Here is a 22,839-nt window from a genome sequence, read left to right as displayed (position 1 = left end):
CCGCACAATGAACGAGTTGCGTCTCCTCGGAGACCGCTACGAGCTGGGCGAGGTGATCGGCCGCGGCGGCATGGCCGAAGTCCGCCGTGGCCGCGACTCCCGGCTGGGGCGCACCGTCGCCCTGAAGATGTTGCGCGTCGATCACGCGAGCGACGCCACCTTCCAGGCCCGGTTCCGCCGCGAGGCCCAGTCGGCCGCGTCGCTCAACCACCGCAACATCGTCGCCGTGTACGACACCGGCGAGGACTACGTCGACGGCCACCGCATCCCGTACATCGTCATGGAGTACGTCGAGGGCCAGACGCTGCGCGAGATGATCCAGGCGCACCAGCGGTTCACGCCCGAGCGCTCCATCGAGGTCCTCGTCGCCACGCTCGACGCGCTCGAGTACAGCCACCGGGCCGGCATCGTGCACCGCGACATCAAGCCGGGCAACATCATGATCACCACCGGCGGCGAGGTGAAGGTCACCGACTTCGGCATCGCCCGGTCGCTGGCCGACACCGGCATGGCGCTCACCCAGACGGCCGCCGTCGTCGGCACCGCGCAGTACATCTCGCCCGAGCAGGCCCGCGGCGAGCAGGCCGACGCCCGCAGTGACCTCTACGCCAGCGGATGCGTGCTGTACGAGCTGCTCACCGGCCGGCCGCCGTTCATCGGCGAGTCGCTGGTGTCGGTCGCCGTCTCGCACGTGCGCGAGCAGGCCACGCCGCCGTCGGCGCTGGACCCGAACATCACGCCCGAGCTCGACGCCATCGTCATGAAGTCGCTGGCCAAGGACCGGCTGCACCGGTACCAGAGCGCCTACGAGATGCGCACCGACCTCGAGCGGGCCGCCGCCGGGCTGCCGGTCGCAGCCGCCGCCGACACCTCGGCCGCGACGCAGCTCATCGCCAACGCGGCCCCGGCCACCATGGCCGCGGGCGCCGTGCCGCTCGACGACGAGACCCCGTACCCCGACGAGTACGAGGACGACGAGGACGAGCGCAAGGGCTTCAGCTGGTGGGCCGTGGTCCTCGGCGCGCTGGCGGTGCTGGCCATCGCCGGGCTCATCGGCTACCTGATCTTCAACTCCGGCGGCACCGCCCAGGCGACCGTGCCCAACCTGGTCGGCATGACGCAGGAAGAGGCCGAGACCAGGCTGGCCAGCGAGAACCTCGAGCCGGAGATCCAGTCCGAACCCACCGACGACGAGGCACAGGTGGGCTCCGTCATCCGCCAGGACCCGCGCCCCTCGACCCAGCTCGACGAGGGCTCCACCGTGACCATCGTCATCGGCGCCGAGCCGGAGTCTGTCCCGGTGCCCAATGTGGTCGGCCGCCCGCAGGCCGAGGCGGAGCAGGCCATCCGTGACGCCGGGCTGCAACCCGGCAACGTCACGCAGCAGGACGACGAGGCCGAGGCCGGCACCGTCCTCGCCACGGACCCCGAGGGCGGCACGGCGATCGCCCCGAACAGCCCGGTGAACCTGGTCATCTCCAGCGGCGAGGTCGCAGCGGTGGTGCCGAACGTCGTCGGCATGAGCGAGGACGCCGCCGTCCAAGCCCTCGAGCGGGCCAACCTCGTCGCCGACGTGCGCACCGAGGAGACCGGTGACCAGCCCGAGGGCAACGTGTTCCGGCAGGAGCCCGGCGAGGGCACCGAGCTGGAAGAGGGCGACACCGTCATCATCTACGTCGCCCAGGCGCCCGAGGAGCCCACCGAGGACCCGACCGAGACCGACACCCCGACGGACGATCCCACGGGCGACCCGGAGGGCAGCGACGAGACCGGGGCCGACGCCGGCAACGAGACCGGCGGCGACACCGGGACGGACACCGGCACGGACACCGGTGAGGAGACCGGCTCCGAGCCGGGCAACGACAACGGCGAGGGCGGGGTCCTCGGCCCGTAGGACCAGCGCTGAACGAACGTGAGCCGCGCGGCTCGGGAGTTGATCCCGGGCCGCGCGGCTCTTTCGTCGAACGGGGTCTCTCAGGCGGGCAGGTCGACCGCCGGGCCGTGCGCGACGACCGGAGCGAGCCCGGCGGAGCGCTCCACGGCGCCGTCGTCGCCGCAGACGGCGAGCCAGTTGGCCAGCATGCGGTGGCCGCCCTCGGTCAGGACCGACTCGGGGTGGAACTGGACCCCCTCGACCGGCAGCGACCGGTGCCGCATGGCCATGACCACGCCGCCGGCGGTGCGCGCCGTGACCTCGAGCTCGGCGGGCACGGTGTCGGGCTCGACGGCGAGCGAGTGGTAGCGGGTGGCGGTGAACGGGTCGGGGAGTCCGGCCAGGACGCCGTCGCCGTGGTGGTGGACCTGGCTGGTCTTGCCGTGCAGCAGCTCCGGCGCCCGGCCGACGGTGGCGCCGTACGCGACGCCGATGGCCTGCAGGCCGAGGCAGACCCCGAAGATGGGCGTGCGGCCGGCCAGCGTGTGGACGAGCTCGATGCAGCCGCCGGCCTTCTCGGGCGTGCCGGGACCGGGGGAGAGCAGGATGCCGTCGTAGCCGTCGGCGGAGCCGATCTCGTCGTTGCGGCGCACGTCGCATTGGGCACCGAGCTGCGCGAGGTACTGGACGAGGTTGAAGACGAAGCTGTCGTAGTTGTCGACCACGAGGATGCGTGGGCTCACGACGTCTGGCCTCCTTGGATGGTGCCGTTGTAGGCGGGCATCGTGACGGTCCCCTCGTCGGTGACGTCGTAGCGCAGTCCGACGCGGTCGGCCCACCGGCGGTACTCGCGGACGGCGAGCGACTCGTTCAGAGCGTCGCGCATGGCGTCGGCGTCGCCGATGGCGGTGACGGTGTAGGGCGGATAGAAGGTGCGGCCGTTGAGCAGCAGCACCGGGCCCTCGCACTGGACGGTGCTGGTCGAGACGATGCGCTGGTCCATGACGGTCATGGCCTCGGCGCCCCCGGCCCAGAGGGCGTTGATGACGCCCTCGAGGTCCTGCTGGTGGACGATGTAGTCCTCGATGTTGAACTCGGAGTCCTCGTCGAGGTTGCCCGGGATGGGGGCGTCGTCGAGCGTCACCGAGAGCGCCGGCCCCTCGACCGGGGTGAGCCCGGCCGACGGCATGAGCTCTTCGGTGTGGCTGTCGATCTCTTCGGTCTCGCTGTTGCCCTGGCTGGCGGTGAGGTCCTCGATGTCGGAGCTGAGGTCGTCGACACGTGCCTGCAGCTCCTGGACTCGCCGCTCCTCGGTGCGGACCAGGTCGGAGAACTCGACGATGTCGCTGCCGCGGAGGTCGTCGCCGTCGGCGGCCTTGGCGCTGGTGACGAGCAGGACACCACAGCCTGCGAGCACCACGGGAGCCAGGAACTTCCAGGCTCGGGTGTATTGGGGCGGCCGGCTGATGGTGTCCACCTCCGAGTGGGACGATCGAAACGTACGAACGGCGATGTAGGCGCTGCGCCTGCTGACGACTACGCTAGCCGAGCACCACCGTTACCAGCCAAGACCGAGAGGAACAGACCGTGCCCAAGTCTCGCAGCCGTCGCAAGGACGACGACTACACCCCGCCGGAGCGGAGCGAGCTCAAGGACCCGTCGGTCTCCGGTCGCTGGGTCGTCCCGACCATGATCACGCTGCTCGTCCTCGGACTGGTGTGGATCGTCGTCTACTACCTCGTCGGCGACGAGATCCCCATTGTCGACGACCTCGGCGGCTGGAACCTGTTGATCGGCATGGGCATGATCACGGGCGGGTTCATGACCGCTACCCGCTGGAAGTGACGGAAATATACGCTGACCTGCGGCGACACCGTCGTCCACAGGTTATTGCACAGCTGTGATTACACGCGTGTAATTTTCCCCAGTGGGGATAACCCCTGTGGATAACTCCGCGCGCGGTATCGGAATGTGGACAGCAGGGCGCACCTGATCGCTCCCGAGGGAACGATCAGGTGCCGGTCCGGAGGACGAGGCCCCGGCTCAGACGAGGGCGAGCACGAGGCCGAGCGCCACGACCGCGGCGGCGCTGGTGGAGCCGATGACCGCCCAGAGCCCGCGTTGCTCCTTGGGCGCGTAGGCGTAGACCGCCGCGAGCGCCGAGCCGATGGCCAGGCCGCCCAGGTGGGCCCGCCAGTCGATGCCCGAGATGGTGAAGCTGAGCACCAGGTTGAGGGCCAGCACCACGAGGATGCTGCGGGTGTCGCCGCCGAGCTTGCGGGCGACCACGAAGAGCGCGCCGAACAGGCCGTACACCGCACCCGACGCGCCGATGGAGATGGCGTACGGGTCGGAGACCATGAGCAGCGACGCCGCCGAGCCACCGAGGCCCGACAGCAGGTACAGGGTGATGAACCGGGACCGGCCCAGCACGGGCTCGAGCGACGAGCCGAGCATGTACAGCGCCAGCATGTTCAGCGCGATGTGGAAGACGTTGACGTGAGTGAACGTCGCCGTGAGCACGCGGTACCACTCGCCGTCGACGATGCCGAACCGGAACGAGTCGGAGGGGTCGCCGAGGACGAGGCCCAGCCGGGCGGCCAGCTCGTTGGTGCCGCTGGCGCGGGCGTAGTCGGCGAGGATCGAGTCGCCACGTGCGCCGATGACCAGGCCCATCACCCAGATGACGACGTTGATGCCGATGAGCGTGAGCGTGACGATGTTGCCGTTGCCCTCGCGCCGCGTCGCGCCCAGCGCCGTCCGGGCCTGACGGGTGCCCCTGCGGCCCTCGGCCACGCACTGCGGGCACTGGTAGCCGACCGGAGCGGCGATCATGCAGTCGGGGCAGATCGGCTTCTCGCACCGCGAGCAGCGGATGTAGGTCTCGCGGTCGGGATGGCGGTAACAGGTCGGCGGTGCGGCCGAGCCGCCACTGGCGGGCGGCTCGGCCGGTCCGCCGGCATTTCCGGTCATGAGGAACGCCGGCTCTCGGTCTCAGCCGCCGGTGACGGTGACCGACTCGATGACGACGGGCTCGAGCGGCCGGTCGGAACGGTCGGTGGGGGTGGTGGCGATGGCGTCGACGACGTCGCGGCTGCTCTGGTCGGCCACCTCGCCGAAGATGGTGTGCCGCCGGTTGAGGTGCGGCGTCTGACCCACGGTGATGAAGAACTGCGAGCCGTTGGTGCCCGGCCCGGCGTTGGCCATGGCCAGCAGGTACGGCTTGTTGAACGCCAGCTCGGGGTGGAACTCGTCGGCGAACTCGTAGCCCGGGCCGCCCATGCCGTTGCCCAGCGGGTCGCCGCCCTGGATCATGAAGCCGGAGATGACGCGGTGGAAGACCGTGCCGTCGTACAGCTTGTCGGTGGTCTTCTCGCCCGTCTCCGGGTTGACCCATTCGCGCTCGCCCTGCGCGAGCTCGACGAAGTTGCGCACCGTCTTGGGCGCGTGGTTCGGGAGCAGGACCACGGTGATGTCGCCGCGGTTGGTGTGCAGGGTGGCATGAAGCTCGTCGGCCACGGGTAAGCCTTTCGCTGTCGATGTCCTCTATTTGCTCCATCCTCGCACGCCGTGGCGTGTGTCGGCATACGGTCGGTGGTAAGGCAAGATCAGGGGGGACACGACGGGGACACGGGCCCTGCACGCGATCCGACAAGGGAGGCCCAACGTGAGCAGGCTATTCAGCACCCGGCGGAAGAATCGCGCCGACGAGGCGAAGGTACGCACGCAGGATGCTGCGGAACAGGCCCGCCAGGCCGCACGCGACGCCGGACGGCGTGCGCGCGAGGCCGCGACACCGGTCGTCGACTCCGCGCGCGAGCGACTGACTCCGGTGGTCGAGTCGGCGGTGGACAAGATGGGCCCGAAGGTCCAGGCGGCGCGCGAGAAGGTCGGCCCGGCCGCCAACCAGGCCAAGGAGACGCTGCTGCACGACGTCGTCCCGCGAGTCGCCGACTCGCTGGCCGTCGCGGCGGACAAGTTCTCCGAGCGCGCGCACGATCTGTCCGAGCGCTCCGCGGCTCTCGCCGAGAAGGCCGAGAAGGAGCGCAAGAAGAAGCGTCGCCGCCGGTTCGGCATGGTGCTGGGCGGGTTCGCCGCCGCGGGCGCCGCGCTGGCCGCGGTCGTGCGCCGTCGCGGGCAGTCCGACCAGTGGACCACCTACGACCCCTCCACGGGGCCTTGGGCGCCGGCGCCGTCCGGCGACCCCAAGCCCGCGTCGAACTCCGGCGGCTCCACCGCGGCGGCGAAGAAGGCCGCGGCGAGCTCCGACGGCGACGACAAGGAGTCGGCCAAGAAGGCGTCACCGGCGAAGAAGAGCGCTCCGGCCAAGAAGGCCACCGCCAAGAAGACGGCACCGGCCAAGAAGGCCGCGCCCGCCTCGGCCGCCAGCAACAGCAGCCAAGGCACCCTAGACGGCAGCCAGAACTAGAGCGTGTCTGATAAATGTCGGGTCCAGGAGATGACGGCGTTGAGGACGACGGCGGCGCGGTAGACGATGGCGAGCTTGTCGAACCGGGTAGCCAGTCCTCGCCACTGTTTGAGCTGGTTGAAGGAGCGTTCGACGACGTTGCGGCCTCGGTAGTCGTCCGGGTCGAACGCCGGTGGGCGTCCGCCGCGTGAGCCGCGTCGTTTGCGGTGCCCGGCCTGGTCGGCGGGTTCGGGGATCACGGCCTTGATGCCGCGGGCGCGCAGGTGGGCGCGGATCGCGCGAGACGAGTACGCCTTGTCCCCGCGCAGCGCGTCGGGCCGGGTCCTGGGCCGCCCGGCCGGGCGCGCCACTTGCAGGTGCCCCAGCAGCGGCAGCAATGCCGGCGAGTCGCCGGCCTGGCCGGCGCTGAGCGCGATCACCAACGGCAGTCCGTGCCCGTCGACGAGCTGGTGGACCTTGGTCGACATCCCGCCGCGGGAGCGGCCCAGACCGTGGTCAGGCGGCTCGCTGGTCGAGAACGTGTAACTCGACCCAGCCCCCCGCGAGGCGTTTCATGTTCGTGGCGTGTTGATGAGCCCGAGCGATCGTGGAATCCACCGACACCGACCAGCCCAGCTGCCCAGCCTGGTCCGCTGCCGCGGTCAACCGGGCCAGCACCGCGTCCCAGGTGCCGTCGCCGGCCAGGCGCCGATGCCATGTCCACACCGTCTGCCACGGCCCAAACACGCCCGGCAGGTCCCGCCAGGCGATCCCACACCGATACCGGTACACGATCGCCTCCACCATCGCCCGCGCGTCGGAGAACGGGCGCCACCGCCGACCCGTACGAGCCGGAAGAAGATCAGCGATCAACGCCCACTGCGCATCAGAGAGCAACTGAAACCGAGACACGACCCCGAGCATCCCCGACACGATCCCGGAACTTTGTCAGACACGCTCTAAACCACCAGCGCGAGCCCACCGACGGGAGCGTGGCCGACCTGGCCGCGCTCCCGCAGCCGTCGTCCAGAGCGCGCGCGGCATGCTTCACCGCCGCGAAGCGAACGCACCGCCGCCGACGCGTGCGTCGTGTTGCCTGCCCGCGCTGCCCACCCCCGTCACCGACGAGGCGTCGGCGCAGTCGCTGGCGGTGCTGCTGGAGGAGCGGCTCGGCGGGTTGTACACGGACCTGGTCGGCGCCGCCGACACGCCGGAGCCGCGCGAGTTCGCGGTCCGCGGAGTGGTGCCGCCGCCGTCAAGGAGCTGGCGCGGGGTGGTCGCCGGTGGCTTTCCCGGGACTGGGCGACCGCCTGCCTCCTGGTCTGTCGTCACGTCCTGGTCCCCAGTCACGCCCGGAGGCCGATCCGGAGCGTTTCGCGTGACACCAGACCACGACGTGACGGCAGACCACGACGCGCACCCAACCCAGGACCAAGCAGGCCCAGCGACCCCGCCTCCGCCGCCGGGACCACCGCCCCAGCGCGCCGGGGACTACGGCGACGCGCTCTTCGTCACGTCGGCGAGCGTCACCATGTCGGTGAGCACGCGCGCCGCCGCCTGGACCAGCGGAACCGCCAGCAGCGCGCCGGTGCCTTCGCCGAGGCGCAGCCGCAGGTCCAGCAGTGCGGATTGGCCGAGCCGATCGGGCAGTGAGCGCCCGCCGGGCTCGGCCGACGTGTGTCCGGCCACCAGGTAGCCGGCCACGTCGGGGCACAGGGCGACGGCGGCCAGCGCGGCGGAGCCGGTGATGACGCCGTCGACGACGACGGGGACGCGTGCGGCGGCGCTGGCCAGCATGACGCCCACCAGTGCCGCGTGCTCCAGTCCGCCGAGTGAGGCGAGCGTGCCGAGTGCGCCACGCGCCTCGACGCCGGTGTCGGCCCGGTGCCGGGCCAGCGCCGATCGGACGACGTCGACCTTGTGCGGCGTGCGGCCGTGGTCGAGGTTGGCGCCCTTGCCGGTCACCTCGGCCGGCTCGGCGCCGGTGAACGCCGCCAGCAGGCAGGCCGAGGCCGTCGTGTTCGCGATGCCGACCTCGCCGGTCACCAGCAGGTCGGTGCCGCCGGCGACGAGGTCCGCCGCGACCCGGGCGCCGGCCCGGATGGCCGACCGGCACTCGTCGACGGTCAGGGCCGGCTCGACGGTGAGGTCGCGCGTGCCGCTGCGCACCCGCTCGTCGCGGACGCCGTCGGGCACCGGTCCCAGCCGCAGGGTGCCGACGTCGGCCACCACCACGCGGGCGCCCACCGCGCGGGCGATCGCGTTGACCGCAGCGCCGCCGCCGGCGATGGTGGCGACCATGGCCGCGGTGACCTCCTGAGGCCAGTCCGAGACGCCCTGCGCGTGCACGCCGTGGTCGGCCGCGGCCACGACGACGGCGGGTGCGGCCGGGATCGGCGGCGGGCAGGTCCCGCTGATGGCGGCCAGCTGCGCGCCGAGATCCTCGAGCCGGCCCAGGCTGCCCGGCGGCTTGGCCAGGCCGGCGTGCCGCTCGCGCGCCTGCTCGAAGGCGGCCCCGTCGACCGCCGTGACCGATCCGATGAGCTCCTCGACCGTCGGCGTCATGCCGACCCCCCTTCCTCGATGGCGTGCAGCGCGGCGACCAGCCGCGCGTTCGTGTCGCGGTCGCGGACGGCGACCCGTGCGTAGCGATCGTCCAGACCGGGGAACGTGTCGGCACGACGCGCGGCCAGCCCGTGGCGCAGCAGCCGGTCGCGCAGGCGCGGGCGCTCGGACCGGATGAGCACGAAGTTGGCGGATGCGTCCCAGACGCGCAACCCGGGGACGGACCGCAGCGCGTCGAGCAGGCCGCTGCGCAGCTCCGCGACCGCGGCCGCCCGGGCCCGCCGCTCGTCCTCGGCGGCCGGCGTCGTCAGTGCCTCGATCGCGGTCAGGGCCAGTGTGTTGACGCTCCAGGGCTGCCGGGCGGCGGTCAGGCGCGCGAGCAGCGGGGCCGGACCGACGACGTAGCCGACCCGCAGCCCGGCCAGCCCCCAGAGCTTCGTCAGGCTGCGCACGGCGACCAGGCCGGGCAGGTCGCGGCGCCCGGCCAGGCCGCCGGCGTCGTCGAGGAACTCCGTGAACGCCTCGTCGACGACGACGGTGCGGCCCGGCCGCGCGAGCGCGGCGACCGTGTCGGCGGCGTCGAGGGTGCCGGTCGGGTTGTCCGGGCGCCCGAGCACGACCAGGTCGGCCGCCTCGGGGATCGACGACGGCGTCAGCTGCCAGTCCCGCTCGGGGTCGCGCCCGACCCGCACGACCTCGGTGCCGACGGCGCGCAGGGCGGCCTCGGGCTCGGTGAACGACGGGTGCACGCAGGCGGCCAGGCGTGGCCGGAGCACCTGGGCGAGTAGCCAGAACGCCTCCGCCGCGCCGTCGACCACGACGCACTCCTCGGGCGGGCGGCCGTGCCGGGCGGCCGCGGCGGCGCGGGCGCGGCGGTCGTCGGGATAGCCGGCGAGGTCGCGCACCGCGGCCGCGAACCGGTCGGCCAGCCAGGACGGCGGGCCCGGCTGCACGTTGACGGCGAGGTCGACGGCGCCGGGCGGCACCTGGGTGTCGCCGTGCTCACGCAGCAGGGCGGCATCCGGGGCGACGGCGTCGGGCGACGGCGTGTCCGGCTCGAGCCTGACGACACGGCCGGCCATGACCAGCAGGACCTCGTCGGCCGCGGCGGAGAGCGCCTGGACGGCCCGTCCGTGCACGTCGACGTAGAGGCGGGCGCCGGGGCCACCGGCGTGCACGCCGAGCCCCGGCTGACCGGCGATGACCAGCACGTCGACGTCCAGGGCGGCGATCGCCTCAGTGAACGCGGCCAGCGCGGCGACGACGCCGTCCTCGGCGGCGGCCCGCAGCGCGGCGTCGGGCACCTCGTCGCCGACGAAGACGCCGGCCGACTCGAGGGTCTCGGCCAGCCAGGTGTCCAGCGCGTCGACCAGCACGAACGCCCCTTCGCCGGCCGACGCCACCGCCCCGGCGAGGTCGAACGTCTCGAGCGTGCGCCAGTGCGCCGGCCGGTCGGCGCGGTGCCGCTCGACCCGCGCCTTGAACTCCTCGTCGCGGACGACCGCCGGCGCGACGACCACTACGGGCCGCCCGCTGGCCGACGCCCGGCGGGCCGCCAGCCCGGACTTGCCGGACTTCTGCCCGCCCAGCACCAGCGTCAGCCGTCCGGCCCGCGTCGACGATGTCACAGCAGGTCCTCCCGCAGCAGGGCCGCGACCGCGATCGCGACCGCGAGGTTCACCAGCGCCGCCGAGGCGCCGAGCACGTCACCGGTGACGCCGCCGATGCGCCGCCGGGCCGCCCGGCGCAGCCCGAGCACCGGGATCGCCGCGGCCGCCACCAGCACGGGCGCCCACAGGCCGCCCGCCAGCACGATCACGACCACGACCGTCACCGCGGCCACGACGGCGTCGGCCACGCCCAGCCGGCCGAGCCGCTGCCCCTGGCCGTCCGTCCGCGCCGGCGGCAGCCAGGCCGCCAGCACCAGCGGCGCCGCCCGCCCGAGGACGTGCCCGGCCAGCAGCACCCGCGCGGCGTCGGCCAACCCGCCGGCGGCCGACGCCAGCACCGCCACCCGCAGCAGCAGGTCGCCGGCCAGCGCCAGGGCGCCGTACGTGCCGAGCCGGCTGTCGCGCATGATCTCGAGCCGCCGCTCCGGTGAGCGCCCGCCCCAGAGGCCGTCGGCGGTGTCGGCCAGCCCGTCCTCGTGCAGCGCGCCGGTCACGATCACCGTCGCCAGCACCGCCACCACGGCGGCAGCCAACGACCCGAGCAGCCAGTCCGCTGCCCACCACGCCGCCAGCCCCACGCCGGCCACCAGCGCTCCGACCAGCGGGAACCAGGCGCCGGCCCGGGCCAAGCCGGCGTCGCCGACCGGCCCGGAGCCGACCGGCAGCCGGGTCAGGAAGGCCACCGCGGCCCGCAGCGCCCCGATCACGAGAGCCCCGCCAGCGAGCGCAGGACGGCGGTGTCGACGTGCTCGTCCACGACGTCGGCCAGCAGCTCGAAGGTGTCGTCGAGCGTGCGCGACGGCCGGGCGCCGAACAGCGCCTCGAGCACGACCGGACCCTCGAACAGCCCGTGCAGGTACCAGCCCGCGACGTTCCCGGCCGACACCACCAGCGGCTGCGACCCGTCGCCGTCCAGGACCGTCCGGCCCTGCCGGATCTCGTAGCCGTCGACCGCCAGCCCGGACAACCCGGCCCACGGCCCGTCCAACGACGGCAGCGTCAGCGACCGCCGTCGTACCAGCTTCTCGGGCTCGAACGTCGTCGTCAGCGGCAGGAGGCCGAGGCCCTCGCCGGCGCCGTCGACCCCGTGCGGGTCCTCCAGCCGCCGGCCGAGCAGCTGCAGCCCGCCGCACACCCCGAGCACCCGCACCCCCGGCCGCCCGGCGGCGGTCCGCACGGCCGCGAACAGGCCCGTCGACCGCAGCCACTCCAGGTCCGACGACACGTGCTTCGACCCGGGCAGGAGCACCGTCGCCGCGCCGTCCAGGTGCCACGGCGCCGTCACCCAGCGCACGTCCGCAACCTGCTCGAGCAGCGCGAACTCGTCGAGGTTGGACGCCGCGGGATAACGGACGATCGCCACCGGCGGCAGTCCGCCGCGCGCCGGCGCCCGCAGCGCCGCGCCGTCCTCGTCGGGCAGGTCGTGCCGGACCATCGGCACGACGCCGACGGTCGGGACGCCGGTCAGGTCCTGCAGCTGCTGCGGCCCGGGAGGCAGCAGCGACGCGTCGCCGCGGAACCGGTTGAGCACGAAGCCGCGGATCCGCTGCCGGTGCTCCGGTGGCAGCAGCGCCCACGTGCCGTAGAGGTGCGCGAACGCGCCCCCGCGGTCGATGTCGACGGCCAGCAGCACGGGTGCGGCGGCCCGCTCGGCGACCCGCATGTTCACGATGTCGTTGGCGGCCAGGTTGATCTCGGCCGGGCTGCCGGCGCCCTCGACGACGACCAGGTCGTACTCGTCGAGCAGTTCGGCCAGGGCGGCCTCGACAGTCGGCCAGAGCGCCTCGCTGCGGTCGCGCCACGGCCGCCGCGACAGCTCCTCGTCGACCCGGCCGAGCCGGACGACCTGACTGGTCCCGGCCTCGGGCTTGAGCAGGACGGGGTTCATGCGCACTTCGGGCTCGACCCCGGCCGCGCGCGCCTGCAGCCACTGCGCGACGCCGATCTCGCCGCCGTCGACGACCCGCGCGTTGTTCGACATGTTCTGCGCCTTGAACGGCGCGACCTTCAGCCCCTGCCGCGCGTACCAGCGGCACAGCGCGGTGGTGAGCAGGCTCTTCCCCGCCCAGCTCGTGCAGCCCTGGATCATGACGGCGGTCATCGTCGGCCTCCGCGGCGTGACCGCATTCCGGCGACGACGGCGGCAGCGGCGGCCGCCGCCCAGCCACGGGTCCGCGCCAGCCGGAGCGCGGCCCGGGCGTCCGCCGCGGTCACCGTCCGGCCCGGGTCACCCAGGATGTAGACGCTGATTTCCTCTCCCTTGCGGCACTCGTCCCCGCCTAGGACCTCGCGGTCGGCGTCGACGCGCGGCTTGGCCAGCCGCACCCCCAGCCGCAGGGCCAGCGCCGCCATGGGCCAGCCCGCGTTCGGCGACGGCGTCAGCGCGGCCTCCGTACGCAGCCGGTCCCAGGACACGCCGCGGCCGGCCAGCAGCACGCCGGTCAGCCGGGCCGGCGCCAGGTTGAGCAGGTCGTCGGCGCGCGCGGCGACCCGGCCGGCATGGTTCCAGCGCGGCGTGCGGTAGCCCCAGACGGCGTCGGCGGTGTTGGCGAACCGGTACAGCGCGGCCGCCGGCAGCCCGCCCACCGCGTACCAGAACAGCGGTGCGACGACGGAGTCGGACAGGTTCTCGCCCAGCGACTCGACCGCCGCCTGCCGGACCTCGTCCGCCGTCAGGCCCGAGACGTCGCGGCTGACGATCCGCGCCACCGCGGCCCGCCCGGCCTCGACCCCGCCGTCGGTCAGTGCCCGCTCCACCGCCGCGACCTCGTCGAGCAGCATCCGGTGCGCGAACAGCGGCCAGAGCGCCACACCGACGACCACCGGTCGCACCGATCCCGGCAGCCGGGCCGCCGCCCGCGACACCGCCCAACCCGCGCCGTACGCCGTCGCCGCCCCGAGCGCCCAGGCCAGGCCGCCCCGCAGCACCGCGGGACCCGGCGGCGACGCCGGCACCGGCCGCCCGGCCGCGGAGAGGTACCGGCCGATCCAGCGGACCGGATGCGCGGCCGGCGGCGGCTCCCGGAACGCCGCGTCCAGCGCCACCGCGACGACCACCGCCGCGGCGCTCACGCGACCCCGCCGATGTCGCGGGCCGAGCGGCCGGGCCGCAGCGGCACCACGACCACACCGCCCTGCGGGTCGGTCAGCACCCGCACCCGGGCGCCGTAGTGCGCGGAGATGAGGTCCTCGGTCAGCACCTCCTGGGCCGACCCCTGCGCCACGACCCGGCCGTCGACCAGCAGCACCAGGTGGTCGGCGAACTGCCCGGCCGTGGTGAGGTCGTGCAGGGCGCTGACCACCGTCAGCCCGCGCGAGGCCCGCAGCTCGTCGACCAGCTCGAGCACCTGCTGGGCGTGGCCGAGGTCGAGCGAGCTGGTCGGCTCGTCGAGCAGCAGCACCGGCGCCTGCTGGGCCAGCGCCCGGGCCAGCACGGTGCGCTGGAACTCGCCGCCGGAGAGCTCCGTGACCAGGCGCCCGGACAGCGCCCGCAGCTCCAGCGTGTCGAGCAGCTCGCCGGCCACCGCGAGGTCCTCGGCCGACTCCGTCCCCAGGTACGGGATGTACGGCGTACGGCCGAGCAGCACGTAGTCGAGGACGGTCATGCCCTCGGGGCGGGCCGGGTCCTGCGGGACGACGGCGACCAGGCGGGCGCGGTCGCGGGAGCGCAGCCGGGCGACCTCGACACCGTCGAACGCGATGGAGCCGTCGAACGCCACCGCGCCGGACACCGCCCGCAGCAGCGTCGACTTGCCGGCGCCGTTCGGCCCGACCAGCGTGAGCCAGGTGCCCGCGGGGACGGCGAGGCTGACGCCGTCGACCACCCGCCGCTCGAGCAGAGTGACGCCGACGGCGTCGACGGTCAGCGCGGTCACCAGGTCCTCCGGGCGCTGCGGAGCACGAGGGTGAAGAACGGGGCGCCGACGAACGCCGTCACCACGCCGACCGGCAGCTCGCCGGGCGACACGACGGTGCGGGCGACGAGGTCGGCGACCACCAGGAACGTCGCCCCCACCAGCGCCGCCAGCGGCAGCACGATGCGGTACGACGACCCGGCGAGCATGCGCACGATGTGCGGGACGACGATGCCGACGAAGCCGATGAGCCCGCTGACCGACACCGCCGCCGCCGTGCCGAGCGTCGCGGCCAGGACCACGACCAGCCGGACCCGTGCGGCCGGGACGCCCAGCGTGCCGGCCTCGTCCGGACCGACGCTGAGGACGTCGAGCAGCCGCCGGTGCGCCAGCAGCACCGCGGCCGACACCGCGACGTACGGCAGCACCGTCAGCACCTCGCCCCAGCCGGCGGTGAGCAGCCGGCCGAGGATCCAGCCGTACACCTCGCGCAGCGAGTCGGTGTTGCGCTGGTTGACGAAGGTCTGCACGGCGGTGAGGAACGCCGCGACCGCGACGCCGGCCAGGATCAGCGAGTTGGTGCTCCGCCCGCCCACCCCCCGCCCCAGTGCGTAGGTGGCGGCCACGCCCAGCACGCCGCCGGTGAACGCCGCCAGCGGGAGCAGCAGGCGCGAGCCGCCCGAGACGATGGCGAACGTCGCACCGAGCCCGGCGCCGGCGGCCACCCCCAGCAGGTACGGATCGGCCAGCGGGTTGCGGAACACGCCCTGGTAGCCGGCCCCGGCGATGGCCAGCATGGCGCCGACCAGGAGCCCCAGGACCACCCGTGGCGCGCGCAGCTGCCAGAGCACCGCCGCCTGGCGGTCGTCGAGCCCGCCGGCCAGGTCGACGCCCGGCACCAGGTCGACGATCTCGGTCAGCACGCCGCGCAGCGGCAGTCCCGCCGGGCCCACGGTGAGGCCGAGCAGGACCGCCGCCAGCAGCACGGCGAGGGACGCGAGCAGCCAGCGCCGGGGCAGCCGGACCGGCCGCAACGCCGGCGTGGCGACGCCCGGCGCTGTGGTGTCCGGCCCGGTCCCGGTGCTCACGGCGTCACTGGACGGACGCGAGCGCCGTCCGCTCCTCGATGACGAGCCGCAGGAAGTCGACGACGCGCGGACCCCAGCGGCTGGCGATGTCGGGGTCGACCTCGACGATGCGGTCCTGCTGGACCGCGGCGATCTGGTCCCAGCCCGGCCGCGCCGCGATGTCCTCGGCCACGACCCCGCCGGCGCCGCCGTCGGCGAAGAAGACGACGTCCGGGTTCGCGGTGACGAGGAACTCCGGCGACAGCTGCGGGTAGCCACCCGCGGCGTCGGGCGCCTCGTCGGCGATGTTGGTCCAGCCCGCCATGGCGTACAGCTCGCCGATGAACGTGGCGCTGGTGACGGTGAAGAGGTTCGGGTCGAGCTCGTGGTAGTACGTGGCCGGCGCGGCGTCGGCCGGCACCTGCGCCAGCAGCGCGTCGATGTCGGTCTGCATCTGCCCGACCAGCTCGGCGGCGTCGCCGACCTGCCCGGTCACAGCGCCCAGCTGCTCGAGCTGCGTGTAGGTGTCGTCGATGGTGACGGCCGGCGCCAGGATGACGGCCGGCACGCCCACCTCGGCCAGGCTACTGACCAGGTCGCCGGGGTCGGACGACGCGATGACGAGGTCGGGGGCGTAGCCGACGATCGCCTCGACGTTCGGCTCGAACCCGGAGAGGTCGGTGGTGGGCGCCTCGGCCGGGTAGTTGGAGTACGAGTCGGCCGCGACGACGGAGTCGCCGGCGCCGATGGCGAACAGCATCTCGGTGGCCGTGGCCGACAGCGAGACGATCTGCTCGGGCTGCTCGGTGATCTCGACGGGGCCGTTCGCGGTGTCGATGGTGACCGGGAAGGCCGCCTCGTCACCGCCCTCCGAGGGGTCCGACGGGTCCGACGCCGCGGACGGCGAGTCGCCGCCCGACGCGGTGGCGTCGCCGTCGTCGTCGCCGCAGGCCACGAGGACGAGCGGGAGCGCTGCCGCCAGCAGGGCGAGCAGCGCGGGACGGGTGGTACGCAACGTGCGCCTCCTTCACGACGGTAAAGGGGCGCGGATGGCGGGGCGCCATCTGCGAACCGCCCTTCTACCGAGGACGAATCCGAGCCACGAGGCTGGCGACCTGACTCGTCCGTCCGCGGTGGCGGGCGGCTTCACAGTTGCGGGACAGCGCCGGAATCGAACCGGACTTCGCAGACACTCGTCGCACCCGGGCCGCAGCCCGGGCATTCGCGATCCTATCGTCTCCGGCCGGCCGGCTCACCCGTGCAGCAGCGTGACCTCCAGCTCGGCGATGGTGGCGGGGTCGCCGACCATGTCGATGGCGGTGATGCGGTCGCCGTCGAAGGTGAACCGGAACAGCGCCCGCGGCGTTCCGTCCGGAGCCCACGCCCCCGCGTAGACGCCGTCGACCAGCACGGTCTCGGCGTGCTGGGCCCGGCCCGAGAACACACCGGCGACGGCCTCGGAGCCGCGCAGCAGGCGGACGAGCTCCGGTGCGCCCTGGTCGCGACCGGCCGCCGCGTTGTCGATGGCGACCTGGTCGGCGCGGAGCACCACGTCGGGGTCGAGCAGCGCGATCAGGTCCTCGAACCGGCCGTTGCGCGAGGCGGCGAGGAACGCGTCGACGACGAGCTTCTGCCGGGGCGGGTCCGACGACGGCCGGTCCGCACCCTGGATGCGCCGGCGCGCCCGGCTGGCCAGCTGCCGGGTGGCGGCGGGTGAGCGGTCGAGGATGTCCGCGATCTCGTCGAACGGCACCGCGAACAGGTCGTGCAGGACGAAGGCCAGCCGCTCGGCCGGCGCCAGCGAGTCGAGCACCACCAGCAGCGCCGGCCCGACGGCGTCGGCCAGGAGCGCCTCGCCCTCGGGGTCGGGGGCGGCCTCGTCGGCCGTGACCGCGGCGCTGCCGTCGTCGTCGAGCGGGTCCTCGCGCCGCGACGTCCGCGAGCGCAGCATGTCCAGCGCCACCCGCGACACCACCGTCGTGAGCCAGCCGCCCAGGTTCTGCACGTCGCTGGTGTCGGTGCGGCTGAGCCGCAACCAGGACTCCTGCACGGCGTCGTCGGCCTCAGTGGCAGAGCCGAGCATGCGGTAGGCCACCGCCCGCAGCCGCGACCGGTTCTCCTCGAACCGCTGAGCCAGCCAGTCGTCGTCGCGCATCGCGTCACATTCTCCCCGGGTCGGTCCGTCACCCACCTGACGGATCGCGGCCGGCGGATGTGACAGGACGCGTCGTGACCGCACCGCGCACCAGCAGCTCGGCGAGGTGCAGGCCGCGGACGCCGGCCAGCTGGTCGGCCTGGGTCCGGCAGGACAGCCCGTCGGCCAGCAGCAGGGTTCCCGGCTTCGCCTCGCGCAGCGCCGGGAGCAGCGCGTTCTCGGCCACCGCCACCGACACCTCGTAGTGGCCGCGCTCCATGCCGAAGTTGCCGGCCAGCCCGCAGCAGCCGGCGAGGACGGTCGTGGTCGCTCCGAGCGAGTGCAGCAGCGCCTCGTCCGGGCCGAACCCCAGCACCGAGTGGTGGTGACAGTGGGGCTGGACCACGACCTCGATGCCGGTGAGGTCCGGCCGCTCCCACTGCTCGGGTCCGGTGCCGGTCAGCAGCTCCGCCAGCGTCATGGTCCCGGCGGCGACGGCGGCAGCTCGCGGGTCCGCGGGGAGCAGCTCGGTGAGGTCGCCCCGCAGGACGGCGGTGCACGATGGCTCCAGTCCGACGATCGGGATGCCCTGCTCGGCGTACGGCGCCAGCGCGGCGACCAGCGGCGTCAGCTGCGACCGCGCGCCGTCGAGCTGCCCCGTGGTGATCCAGGTCAGCCCGCAGCACACGCCCGGCGGCGGCGTCAGCACCTCGTAGCCGGCGGACTCGAGCAGCTCGACGGCCGCGACGCCGATGGACGGCGACATGAGGTCGGTGAAGGTGTCGACCCACAGCAGCACCCGCGGCCGCTGGTCGTTGGACCCCGCCCCGTGAGGGAGGGTCCCCACCCTACGGGCGGGCGCCGACAACCTCCGCCGCTTCCACCACCGATGGAACGGCATCGGCGCGAACCGCGGGATCGACCGCCGCGGGTCCATGCCGCCGAGGCGCAGCGCCAGCCGTTCCAGCGGCCGGACCGATGCCAGCGCGTTCAGCGGCCGGGCGAACCGCGACGCCAGCCGGGCCCAGCGCGGCAGCCGGCCCAGCGTGTAGTGCGTCAGCGGCCGGCGGCGGCCCTGGTAGGCGCGGTGCAGCACCTCGGACTTGTAGGTCGCCATGTCGACGCCGGCCGGGCAGTCGGTGGAGCAGGCCTTGCACGACAGGCACAGGTCCAGCGCCTCGTGCACCTCGGGCGCCCGCCAGTCGCGCTGCACCAGCGACCCGTTCAGCATCTCTTGCAGCACCCGGGCGCGGCCGCGGGTGGACGTGGTCTCGTCGCCGACCGCCAGGAACGACGGGCACATGAAGCCGCCGGTCGAGGTGAGGTCGGCCCGGCACTTGCCCACGCCGACGCAGCGGTGCACCGCGTTGGTGACGTCGCCGCCGTCGTGGGCGAACGCGAAGCCACCGGCCGCGGGGACGGCCGGCATCGGCGCGGCGGCCGGACGGCGCAGGTCGCGGTCGAGCGGCGCCGGGCGGACCACGATCTCCGGGTTCAGCAGGTCGTCCGGGTCGAAGAGCGCCTTGAACCGTTCGAACACCCCGATCATCCGCTCGGAGTACAGGTACGGCAGCAGCTCGCCGCGGGCCCGGCCGTCGCCGTGCTCTCCGGACATCGAGCCGCCGTAGCCGCCGATCAGCTGCGCGGCGTCGGTCATCAGCGACCGCAGCGCCGCCCCGCCGGTGTGCAGCGGCACGTCGACCCGCACGTGCACGCAGCCGTCACCGAAGTGCCCGAACGGAGACCCCGCCAGCCCGTGCCGCTCGAGCAGCACGTCGAGGTCGCGCAGGTAGGCGCCCAGGTGCTCGGTGGGGACGGCGGCGTCCTCGAGCCCGGGCCAGGCCTGCTTGCCCTCGAGCGTCCGCCCGGCCAGTCCGGCGCCGTCCTCGCGGATGCGCCAGATGGCCCGCGCCTCGGGGCCGTCGGGCAGCACCCGGACGCCGGTGGCGCCGGCCTCGCGCGCGTCGGCGGCCAGCCGATCGGCCCGCTCACGCGCGTCGCCGGGGTCCGCGCCGCTGACCTCGACGAGCAGCCAGCCGCCGCCGTCGGGCAGCGCGGGCACGGCCTCGGCACCGCGGATGACCCGGACGGTCTCGAGAATGCGGCGGTCCAGTCCCTCGATGGCCAGGGGCCGGTGCGGGAGCAGGCCCAGGACGGCGTCGGCGGCCGCCGGCATGTCCGGGAAGCCGAGGACGACGAGCACCGGCTGCCGCGGCACCTCGACCAGCTTCAGGGTCGCCTTCAGCACGATGCCGCAGGTGCCCTCGGTGCCGACCAGCGCCTTGGCGAGGTCGTGGCCGTTCTCGGGCAGCAGGTGCTCGAGCGAGTAGCCGGAGATCTGTCGCCCGAACCTTCCCAGCTCGGTGCGGATGACGTCGAGGTTCGCGGTGACCAGGTCGGACAGCCCGGCGGCGGCGTCGAGGTCGCGGCGCGCGGTGAACCGGTGCCCGCGCCCGTCGAGGACGTCGAGCCCGAGCACGTTGTCGGCCGTGCGGCCGTACGCCAGGGCGCGGTGGCCGCAGGCGTTGTTGCCGATCATGCCGCCGATGGTGCAGCGCGACCACGTCGACGGGTCGGGCCCGAACCGCAGCCCGTGCGGCCCGGCCAGCTTCTGCAGCGACCCGAGCACCACGCCGGGCTCGACGACGGCGACCCGCTCCTCGGGGTCGAGCCGCTCGATCCGGTTCAGGTGGGCGGAGAGGTCCATGACGATGCCCGGCCCGACGGCGTTGCCGGCCACCGAGGTGCCGCCGCCGCGCGCCGTCACCGGGACGCCCAGGTCGCGCGCCACCTCGACCACGCCGGCCACCTCGTCGGCGTCGTGCGGGAACACGACGACCCGCGGGACCACGCGGTAGTTGGAGGCGTCGGTGGCGTACTCGGCCCGCCGCAGCGTCGACGCGTCGACCTGGCGAAGACCGCGGGCCCGGAGCGCCGAGGCGAGGTCTCCGGCGTCGTCCGGCTCCATGCTTCGCATGCTACTGCCCTCCCGGAGGGAATCTAGCATAGCGCGTCTGGCATGCTAATATCCGATATATGACGCTCCTTGGCTGTTACATCGGTGGCGAATGGGTCGTTCCCGCGGGCGCTGAACCCGTCGACGACGTGAGCCCGGCCGACCGCAGCGATGTGGTCGGCCGCTTCGTTCAGGCGCCCGCGAGTGCCGTGGACGACGCCGTCGCCGCCGCCCGGGCCGCGTTCCCCGCCTGGTCGCGCACCTCGCCCCAGCGCCGCGCCGACCTGCTCGAGGCCGTCGCCGCCCGCATCCTGGCCGAGGCGGACCAGCTGGCCGAGCTGCTCGCGCGCGAGGAGGGCAAGACGCGCGCCGAGGCGCACGCCGAGGTGCTGCGCGCCGGCCAGCTGTTCCGGTTCTTCAGCGGCGAGGCGCTGCGCCTCACCGGCGACCGGCAGGCGTCCACCCGCGAGGGCATCGCCATCAACGTGCACCACGAGCCCATCGGCGTCGTCGGCATCATCACGCCCTGGAACTTCCCCATCGCCATCCCGTCGTGGAAGGCCGCGCCGGCGCTGGCGTTCGGCAACACCGTCGTGCTCAAGCCGGCTGACCTGGTCCCCGCCACCGCGCACGCGCTCACCCGCATCATCGAGTCCGCGGGCTTCCCGCCCGGAGTGTTCAACCTGGTCACCGGGCGCGGCTCGGTGGTGGGCGAGGCGATCATCGGCCACCCCGGCGTCGACGCCCTGACGTTCACCGGCTCCGAGCAGGTCGGCCGGCACGTCGCCGCGGCCGGCGCCGCCCGCATGGTCCGCGTCCAACTCGAGATGGGCGGCAAGAACCCGCTCGTCGTCCTGGCCGACGCCGACCTCGACGCCGCCGTCGAGGTCGCGGTGAACGGCGCGTTCTTCCAGACCGGCCAGCGGTGCACGGCGTCGAGCCGGCTGCTGGTCGAGGACGCCGTGCACGACGCGTTCGTCGAACGGCTGCTGGCCCGCATGGCCGGGCTGACCGTGGGGCACTCGCTGCACCCGGACACCGTCGTCGGCCCCGTCGTCTCGCAGGCGCAGCTCGACACCGACCTCGGCTACCTGAAGCTGGCCGGCGACACCCCGGGGGCGACGGTGCACGGCGGCGAGCAGGTGGAGCTCGAGCATGACGGCTTCTACCTCTCTCCGGCGCTGATCACCGGCCTCGGCAACACCGCCCGGGTCAACCGCGAGGAGATCTTCGGTCCGGTGGCCGGCGTCATCCGGGTCGCCGACTACGACGAGGCGCTCGCCGTCGCCAACGACACGCCGTACGGCCTGGTGGCCGGCATCTGCACCACGTCGCTCCGGCACGCCGAGCACTTCCAGGCGCACAGCGAGACCGGCATGGTCATGGTCAACCTGCCCACTGCCGGCGTCGACCCGCACGTCCCGTTCGGCGGCCGCAAGGGCTCCAGCTACGGACCGCGCGAGCAGGGCAGCTACGCCCGGCACTTCTTCACCCAGACCAAGACGGCCTACGTCCAGCCCTGACCGCACGCGACCGGGATACTGGTCGCGATGGATGAGGTGCAGGTCGTCGTCGCCCACGCCGAGCGCGCGACCCTGCGCGTCGGCGACGTGTTCCTCAAGGTCGACGCCGACCAGGCCCGCACCGAGGTCGAGGTCGAGGCGATGGCCCTGGCGCCGGTCCCGACCCCGGAGATCCTCTGGCGCAGGCCGCCCGTGCTCGCGATCGCCGCGGTCCGGGGGACCGTGCTCGGCCGCCTCGGCCGGCCGTCGACCACCCCATCGTCGGCGTGGGCCGCGGCGGGTGCCGCCATCCGCATGCTGCACGACGCTCCGTCGCCGCCCTGGCCCGGCCGGGCCGGCCGGAGCATCGACGCCTGGACGGCGGAGCTCGACAGCGAGTGCGAGTGGCTCGTGACGACCGGCGTCCTGCCCGCCGAGCTGGTCACCCGCAACCGCCGGGTCGCCGAGGCCGCGCTCCGGCCGTGGACTCCGGCGTTCACCCACGGCGACCTGCAGATCGCTCACGTGTTCGTCGACGGCGACGAGGTCACCGGCATCATCGACTGGTCCGAGGCCGGCGGGGGCGATGCCGTCTACGACCTCGCGACCCTGACGCTCGGGCACGAGGAGCACCTCCACGACGTCCTCGCCGGCTACGGCGCCGACGTCGACCTCGACGTGATCCGCGCGTGGTGGTCGATGCGCAGCCTGCTGGCGATCCGCTGGCTGATCGAGCACGGCTTCGACCCGTTCATGCCGGGCTGCGAGGTCGACGTGCTGAGATCGCGGAGGTGAGGCCGTCCACCGTGC

At 73.9% G+C, this 22,839-nt stretch carries 20 protein-coding genes, 1 pseudogene and 1 riboswitch; of the genes and pseudogenes, 6 read left to right on the top strand and 15 right to left on the bottom strand.

Annotation, left to right across the window (positions count from 1 at the left end; genetic code table 11):
* Window positions 1-7: 7 nt before the first annotated feature.
* Window positions 8-1,894, top strand: coding sequence for a Stk1 family PASTA domain-containing Ser/Thr kinase (gene pknB / locus HD601_RS09210; protein ID WP_184821221.1), 1,887 nt, complete (start codon window positions 8-10; stop codon window positions 1,892-1,894).
* Window positions 1,895-1,974: 80 nt separating this feature from the next.
* Here pknB and HD601_RS09205 read toward each other — a convergent pair whose 3' ends face one another.
* Window positions 1,975-2,616, bottom strand: a complete 642-nt coding sequence (locus tag HD601_RS09205; protein ID WP_184821219.1) for an aminodeoxychorismate/anthranilate synthase component II — start codon at window positions 2,614-2,616, stop codon at window positions 1,975-1,977.
* The gene (locus HD601_RS35575; RefSeq protein ID WP_184821217.1) at window positions 2,613-3,350 is read right to left on the bottom strand and encodes a DUF881 domain-containing protein; all 738 of its coding nucleotides are present in this window, start codon (window positions 3,348-3,350) and stop codon (window positions 2,613-2,615) included. Before HD601_RS35575 ends, HD601_RS09205 begins: the two co-directional genes overlap by 4 nt.
* 110 nt (window positions 3,351-3,460) lie before the next feature.
* Between HD601_RS35575 and HD601_RS09195 the strand changes: the two genes are divergently transcribed.
* Complete coding sequence (locus HD601_RS09195) at window positions 3,461-3,718, top strand: cell division protein CrgA (RefSeq protein WP_184821215.1); 258 nt, start codon at window positions 3,461-3,463, stop codon at window positions 3,716-3,718.
* A gap of 198 nt (window positions 3,719-3,916) precedes the next feature.
* Here HD601_RS09195 and HD601_RS09190 read toward each other — a convergent pair whose 3' ends face one another.
* Both HD601_RS09190 and HD601_RS09185 read right to left on the bottom strand, forming a co-directional pair.
* Window positions 3,917-4,846, bottom strand: coding sequence for a rhomboid family intramembrane serine protease (locus tag HD601_RS09190; protein WP_184821213.1), 930 nt, complete (start codon window positions 4,844-4,846; stop codon window positions 3,917-3,919).
* 21 nt (window positions 4,847-4,867) lie between these two features.
* Window positions 4,868-5,392: a peptidylprolyl isomerase gene (locus tag HD601_RS09185; RefSeq protein WP_184821211.1), complete on the bottom strand. Its 525-nt coding sequence runs from the start codon at window positions 5,390-5,392 to the stop codon at window positions 4,868-4,870.
* A 148-nt stretch (window positions 5,393-5,540) separates the two neighbouring features.
* On the opposite strand from HD601_RS09185, the gene HD601_RS09180 reads away from it, so the two are divergent.
* Window positions 5,541-6,302, top strand: coding sequence for a hypothetical protein (locus HD601_RS09180; protein ID WP_184821209.1), 762 nt, complete (start codon window positions 5,541-5,543; stop codon window positions 6,300-6,302).
* On the opposite strand, the gene HD601_RS35570 is transcribed toward HD601_RS09180, so the two are convergent.
* Window positions 6,299-7,205, bottom strand: a protein-coding gene (locus HD601_RS35570) for an IS5 family transposase (RefSeq protein WP_425503383.1) whose coding sequence is annotated in 2 segments (ribosomal slippage) — window positions 6,299-6,841 and window positions 6,843-7,205 — 906 coding nt in all. Because the reading frame shifts where the segments join, the coding sequence is not laid out codon by codon here. The genes HD601_RS09180 and HD601_RS35570 overlap by 4 nt on opposite strands.
* 118 nt (window positions 7,206-7,323) lie before the next feature.
* Here HD601_RS35570 and HD601_RS35565 point away from each other — a divergent pair.
* Window positions 7,324-7,569, top strand: a pseudogene (locus HD601_RS35565) (DUF4439 domain-containing protein); the annotation flags it as partial.
* Between the two features lie 203 nt (window positions 7,570-7,772).
* Here the strand turns inward: HD601_RS35565 and cobT are convergent.
* From cobT to HD601_RS09120, 10 genes are all read right to left on the bottom strand, one after another.
* Window positions 7,773-8,846, bottom strand: coding sequence for a nicotinate-nucleotide--dimethylbenzimidazole phosphoribosyltransferase (cobT, locus tag HD601_RS09165; protein WP_184821207.1), 1,074 nt, complete (start codon window positions 8,844-8,846; stop codon window positions 7,773-7,775).
* The gene (gene cobC, locus HD601_RS09160; RefSeq protein WP_184821205.1) at window positions 8,843-10,474 is read right to left on the bottom strand and encodes an Rv2231c family histidinol phosphate aminotransferase CobC; all 1,632 of its coding nucleotides are present in this window, start codon (window positions 10,472-10,474) and stop codon (window positions 8,843-8,845) included. Before cobC ends, cobT begins: the two co-directional genes overlap by 4 nt.
* Window positions 10,471-11,223: an adenosylcobinamide-GDP ribazoletransferase gene (cobS, locus tag HD601_RS09155; RefSeq protein WP_184821203.1), complete on the bottom strand. Its 753-nt coding sequence runs from the start codon at window positions 11,221-11,223 to the stop codon at window positions 10,471-10,473. Before cobS ends, cobC begins: the two co-directional genes overlap by 4 nt.
* Window positions 11,220-12,617 carry a cobyric acid synthase gene (locus tag HD601_RS09150; protein WP_184821201.1) on the bottom strand — a complete coding sequence of 466 codons (1,398 nt, stop codon included), beginning with the start codon at window positions 12,615-12,617 and terminating at the stop codon, window positions 11,220-11,222. The genes cobS and HD601_RS09150 overlap by 4 nt, the downstream gene beginning before the upstream one ends.
* On the bottom strand, window positions 12,614-13,588 hold the full coding sequence (locus HD601_RS09145; RefSeq protein ID WP_184821199.1) for a cobalamin biosynthesis protein: 975 nt from the start codon (window positions 13,586-13,588) through the stop codon (window positions 12,614-12,616). The genes HD601_RS09150 and HD601_RS09145 overlap by 4 nt, the downstream gene beginning before the upstream one ends.
* Complete coding sequence (locus HD601_RS09140) at window positions 13,585-14,382, bottom strand: ABC transporter ATP-binding protein (protein WP_184829638.1); 798 nt, start codon at window positions 14,380-14,382, stop codon at window positions 13,585-13,587. Before HD601_RS09140 ends, HD601_RS09145 begins: the two co-directional genes overlap by 4 nt.
* 5 nt (window positions 14,383-14,387) lie before the next feature.
* Complete coding sequence (locus HD601_RS09135) at window positions 14,388-15,404, bottom strand: FecCD family ABC transporter permease (RefSeq protein WP_184829636.1); 1,017 nt, start codon at window positions 15,402-15,404, stop codon at window positions 14,388-14,390.
* A 58-nt stretch (window positions 15,405-15,462) separates the two neighbouring features.
* Window positions 15,463-16,392 carry an ABC transporter substrate-binding protein gene (locus tag HD601_RS09130; protein ID WP_484496890.1) on the bottom strand — a complete coding sequence of 310 codons (930 nt, stop codon included), beginning with the start codon at window positions 16,390-16,392 and terminating at the stop codon, window positions 15,463-15,465.
* A gap of 133 nt (window positions 16,393-16,525) precedes the next feature.
* Window positions 16,526-16,670, bottom strand: a riboswitch (cobalamin riboswitch).
* Between the two features lie 19 nt (window positions 16,671-16,689).
* On the bottom strand, window positions 16,690-17,592 hold the full coding sequence (locus HD601_RS09125; RefSeq protein WP_184821195.1) for a sigma-70 family RNA polymerase sigma factor: 903 nt from the start codon (window positions 17,590-17,592) through the stop codon (window positions 16,690-16,692).
* A 28-nt stretch (window positions 17,593-17,620) separates the two neighbouring features.
* A complete protein-coding gene (locus tag HD601_RS09120) occupies window positions 17,621-20,548 on the bottom strand; it encodes an FAD-binding and (Fe-S)-binding domain-containing protein (protein WP_184821193.1) in 2,928 nt (975 codons plus the stop codon).
* 59 nt (window positions 20,549-20,607) lie between these two features.
* On the opposite strand from HD601_RS09120, the gene HD601_RS09115 reads away from it, so the two are divergent.
* Complete coding sequence (locus tag HD601_RS09115; protein ID WP_184821191.1) at window positions 20,608-22,050, top strand: aldehyde dehydrogenase family protein; 1,443 nt, start codon at window positions 20,608-20,610, stop codon at window positions 22,048-22,050.
* Between the two features lie 27 nt (window positions 22,051-22,077).
* On the top strand, window positions 22,078-22,824 hold the full coding sequence (locus tag HD601_RS09110; protein WP_184821190.1) for a phosphotransferase family protein: 747 nt from the start codon (window positions 22,078-22,080) through the stop codon (window positions 22,822-22,824).
* Window positions 22,825-22,839: the final 15 nt, after the last annotated feature.

The sequence above is a fragment of the Jiangella mangrovi genome, from assembly GCF_014204975.1.
Lineage (GTDB): Bacteria > Actinomycetota > Actinomycetes > Jiangellales > Jiangellaceae > Jiangella > Jiangella mangrovi.
This window is presented reverse-complemented; position numbering and strand designations above follow the sequence as displayed.

Bases quoted from the DNA above. Each gene is read 5' to 3' on its own strand.
- HD601_RS09115 (WP_184821191.1), top strand. From the start codon at position 20,608: ATGACGCTCCTTGGCTGTTACATCGGTGGCGAATGGGTCGTTCCCGCG.
- pknB (WP_184821221.1), top strand. From the start codon at position 8: ATGAACGAGTTGCGTCTCCTCGGAGACCGCTACGAGCTGGGCGAGGTG.
- HD601_RS09120 (WP_184821193.1), bottom strand. From the start codon at position 20,548: ATGCGAAGCATGGAGCCGGACGACGCCGGAGACCTCGCCTCGGCGCTC.
- HD601_RS09110 (WP_184821190.1), top strand. From the start codon at position 22,078: ATGGATGAGGTGCAGGTCGTCGTCGCCCACGCCGAGCGCGCGACCCTG.
- HD601_RS09125 (WP_184821195.1), bottom strand. From the start codon at position 17,592: ATGCGCGACGACGACTGGCTGGCTCAGCGGTTCGAGGAGAACCGGTCG.
- HD601_RS09150 (WP_184821201.1), bottom strand. From the start codon at position 12,617: ATGACCGCCGTCATGATCCAGGGCTGCACGAGCTGGGCGGGGAAGAGC.
- cobT (WP_184821207.1), bottom strand. From the start codon at position 8,846: ATGACGCCGACGGTCGAGGAGCTCATCGGATCGGTCACGGCGGTCGAC.
- HD601_RS09190 (WP_184821213.1), bottom strand. From the start codon at position 4,846: ATGACCGGAAATGCCGGCGGACCGGCCGAGCCGCCCGCCAGTGGCGGC.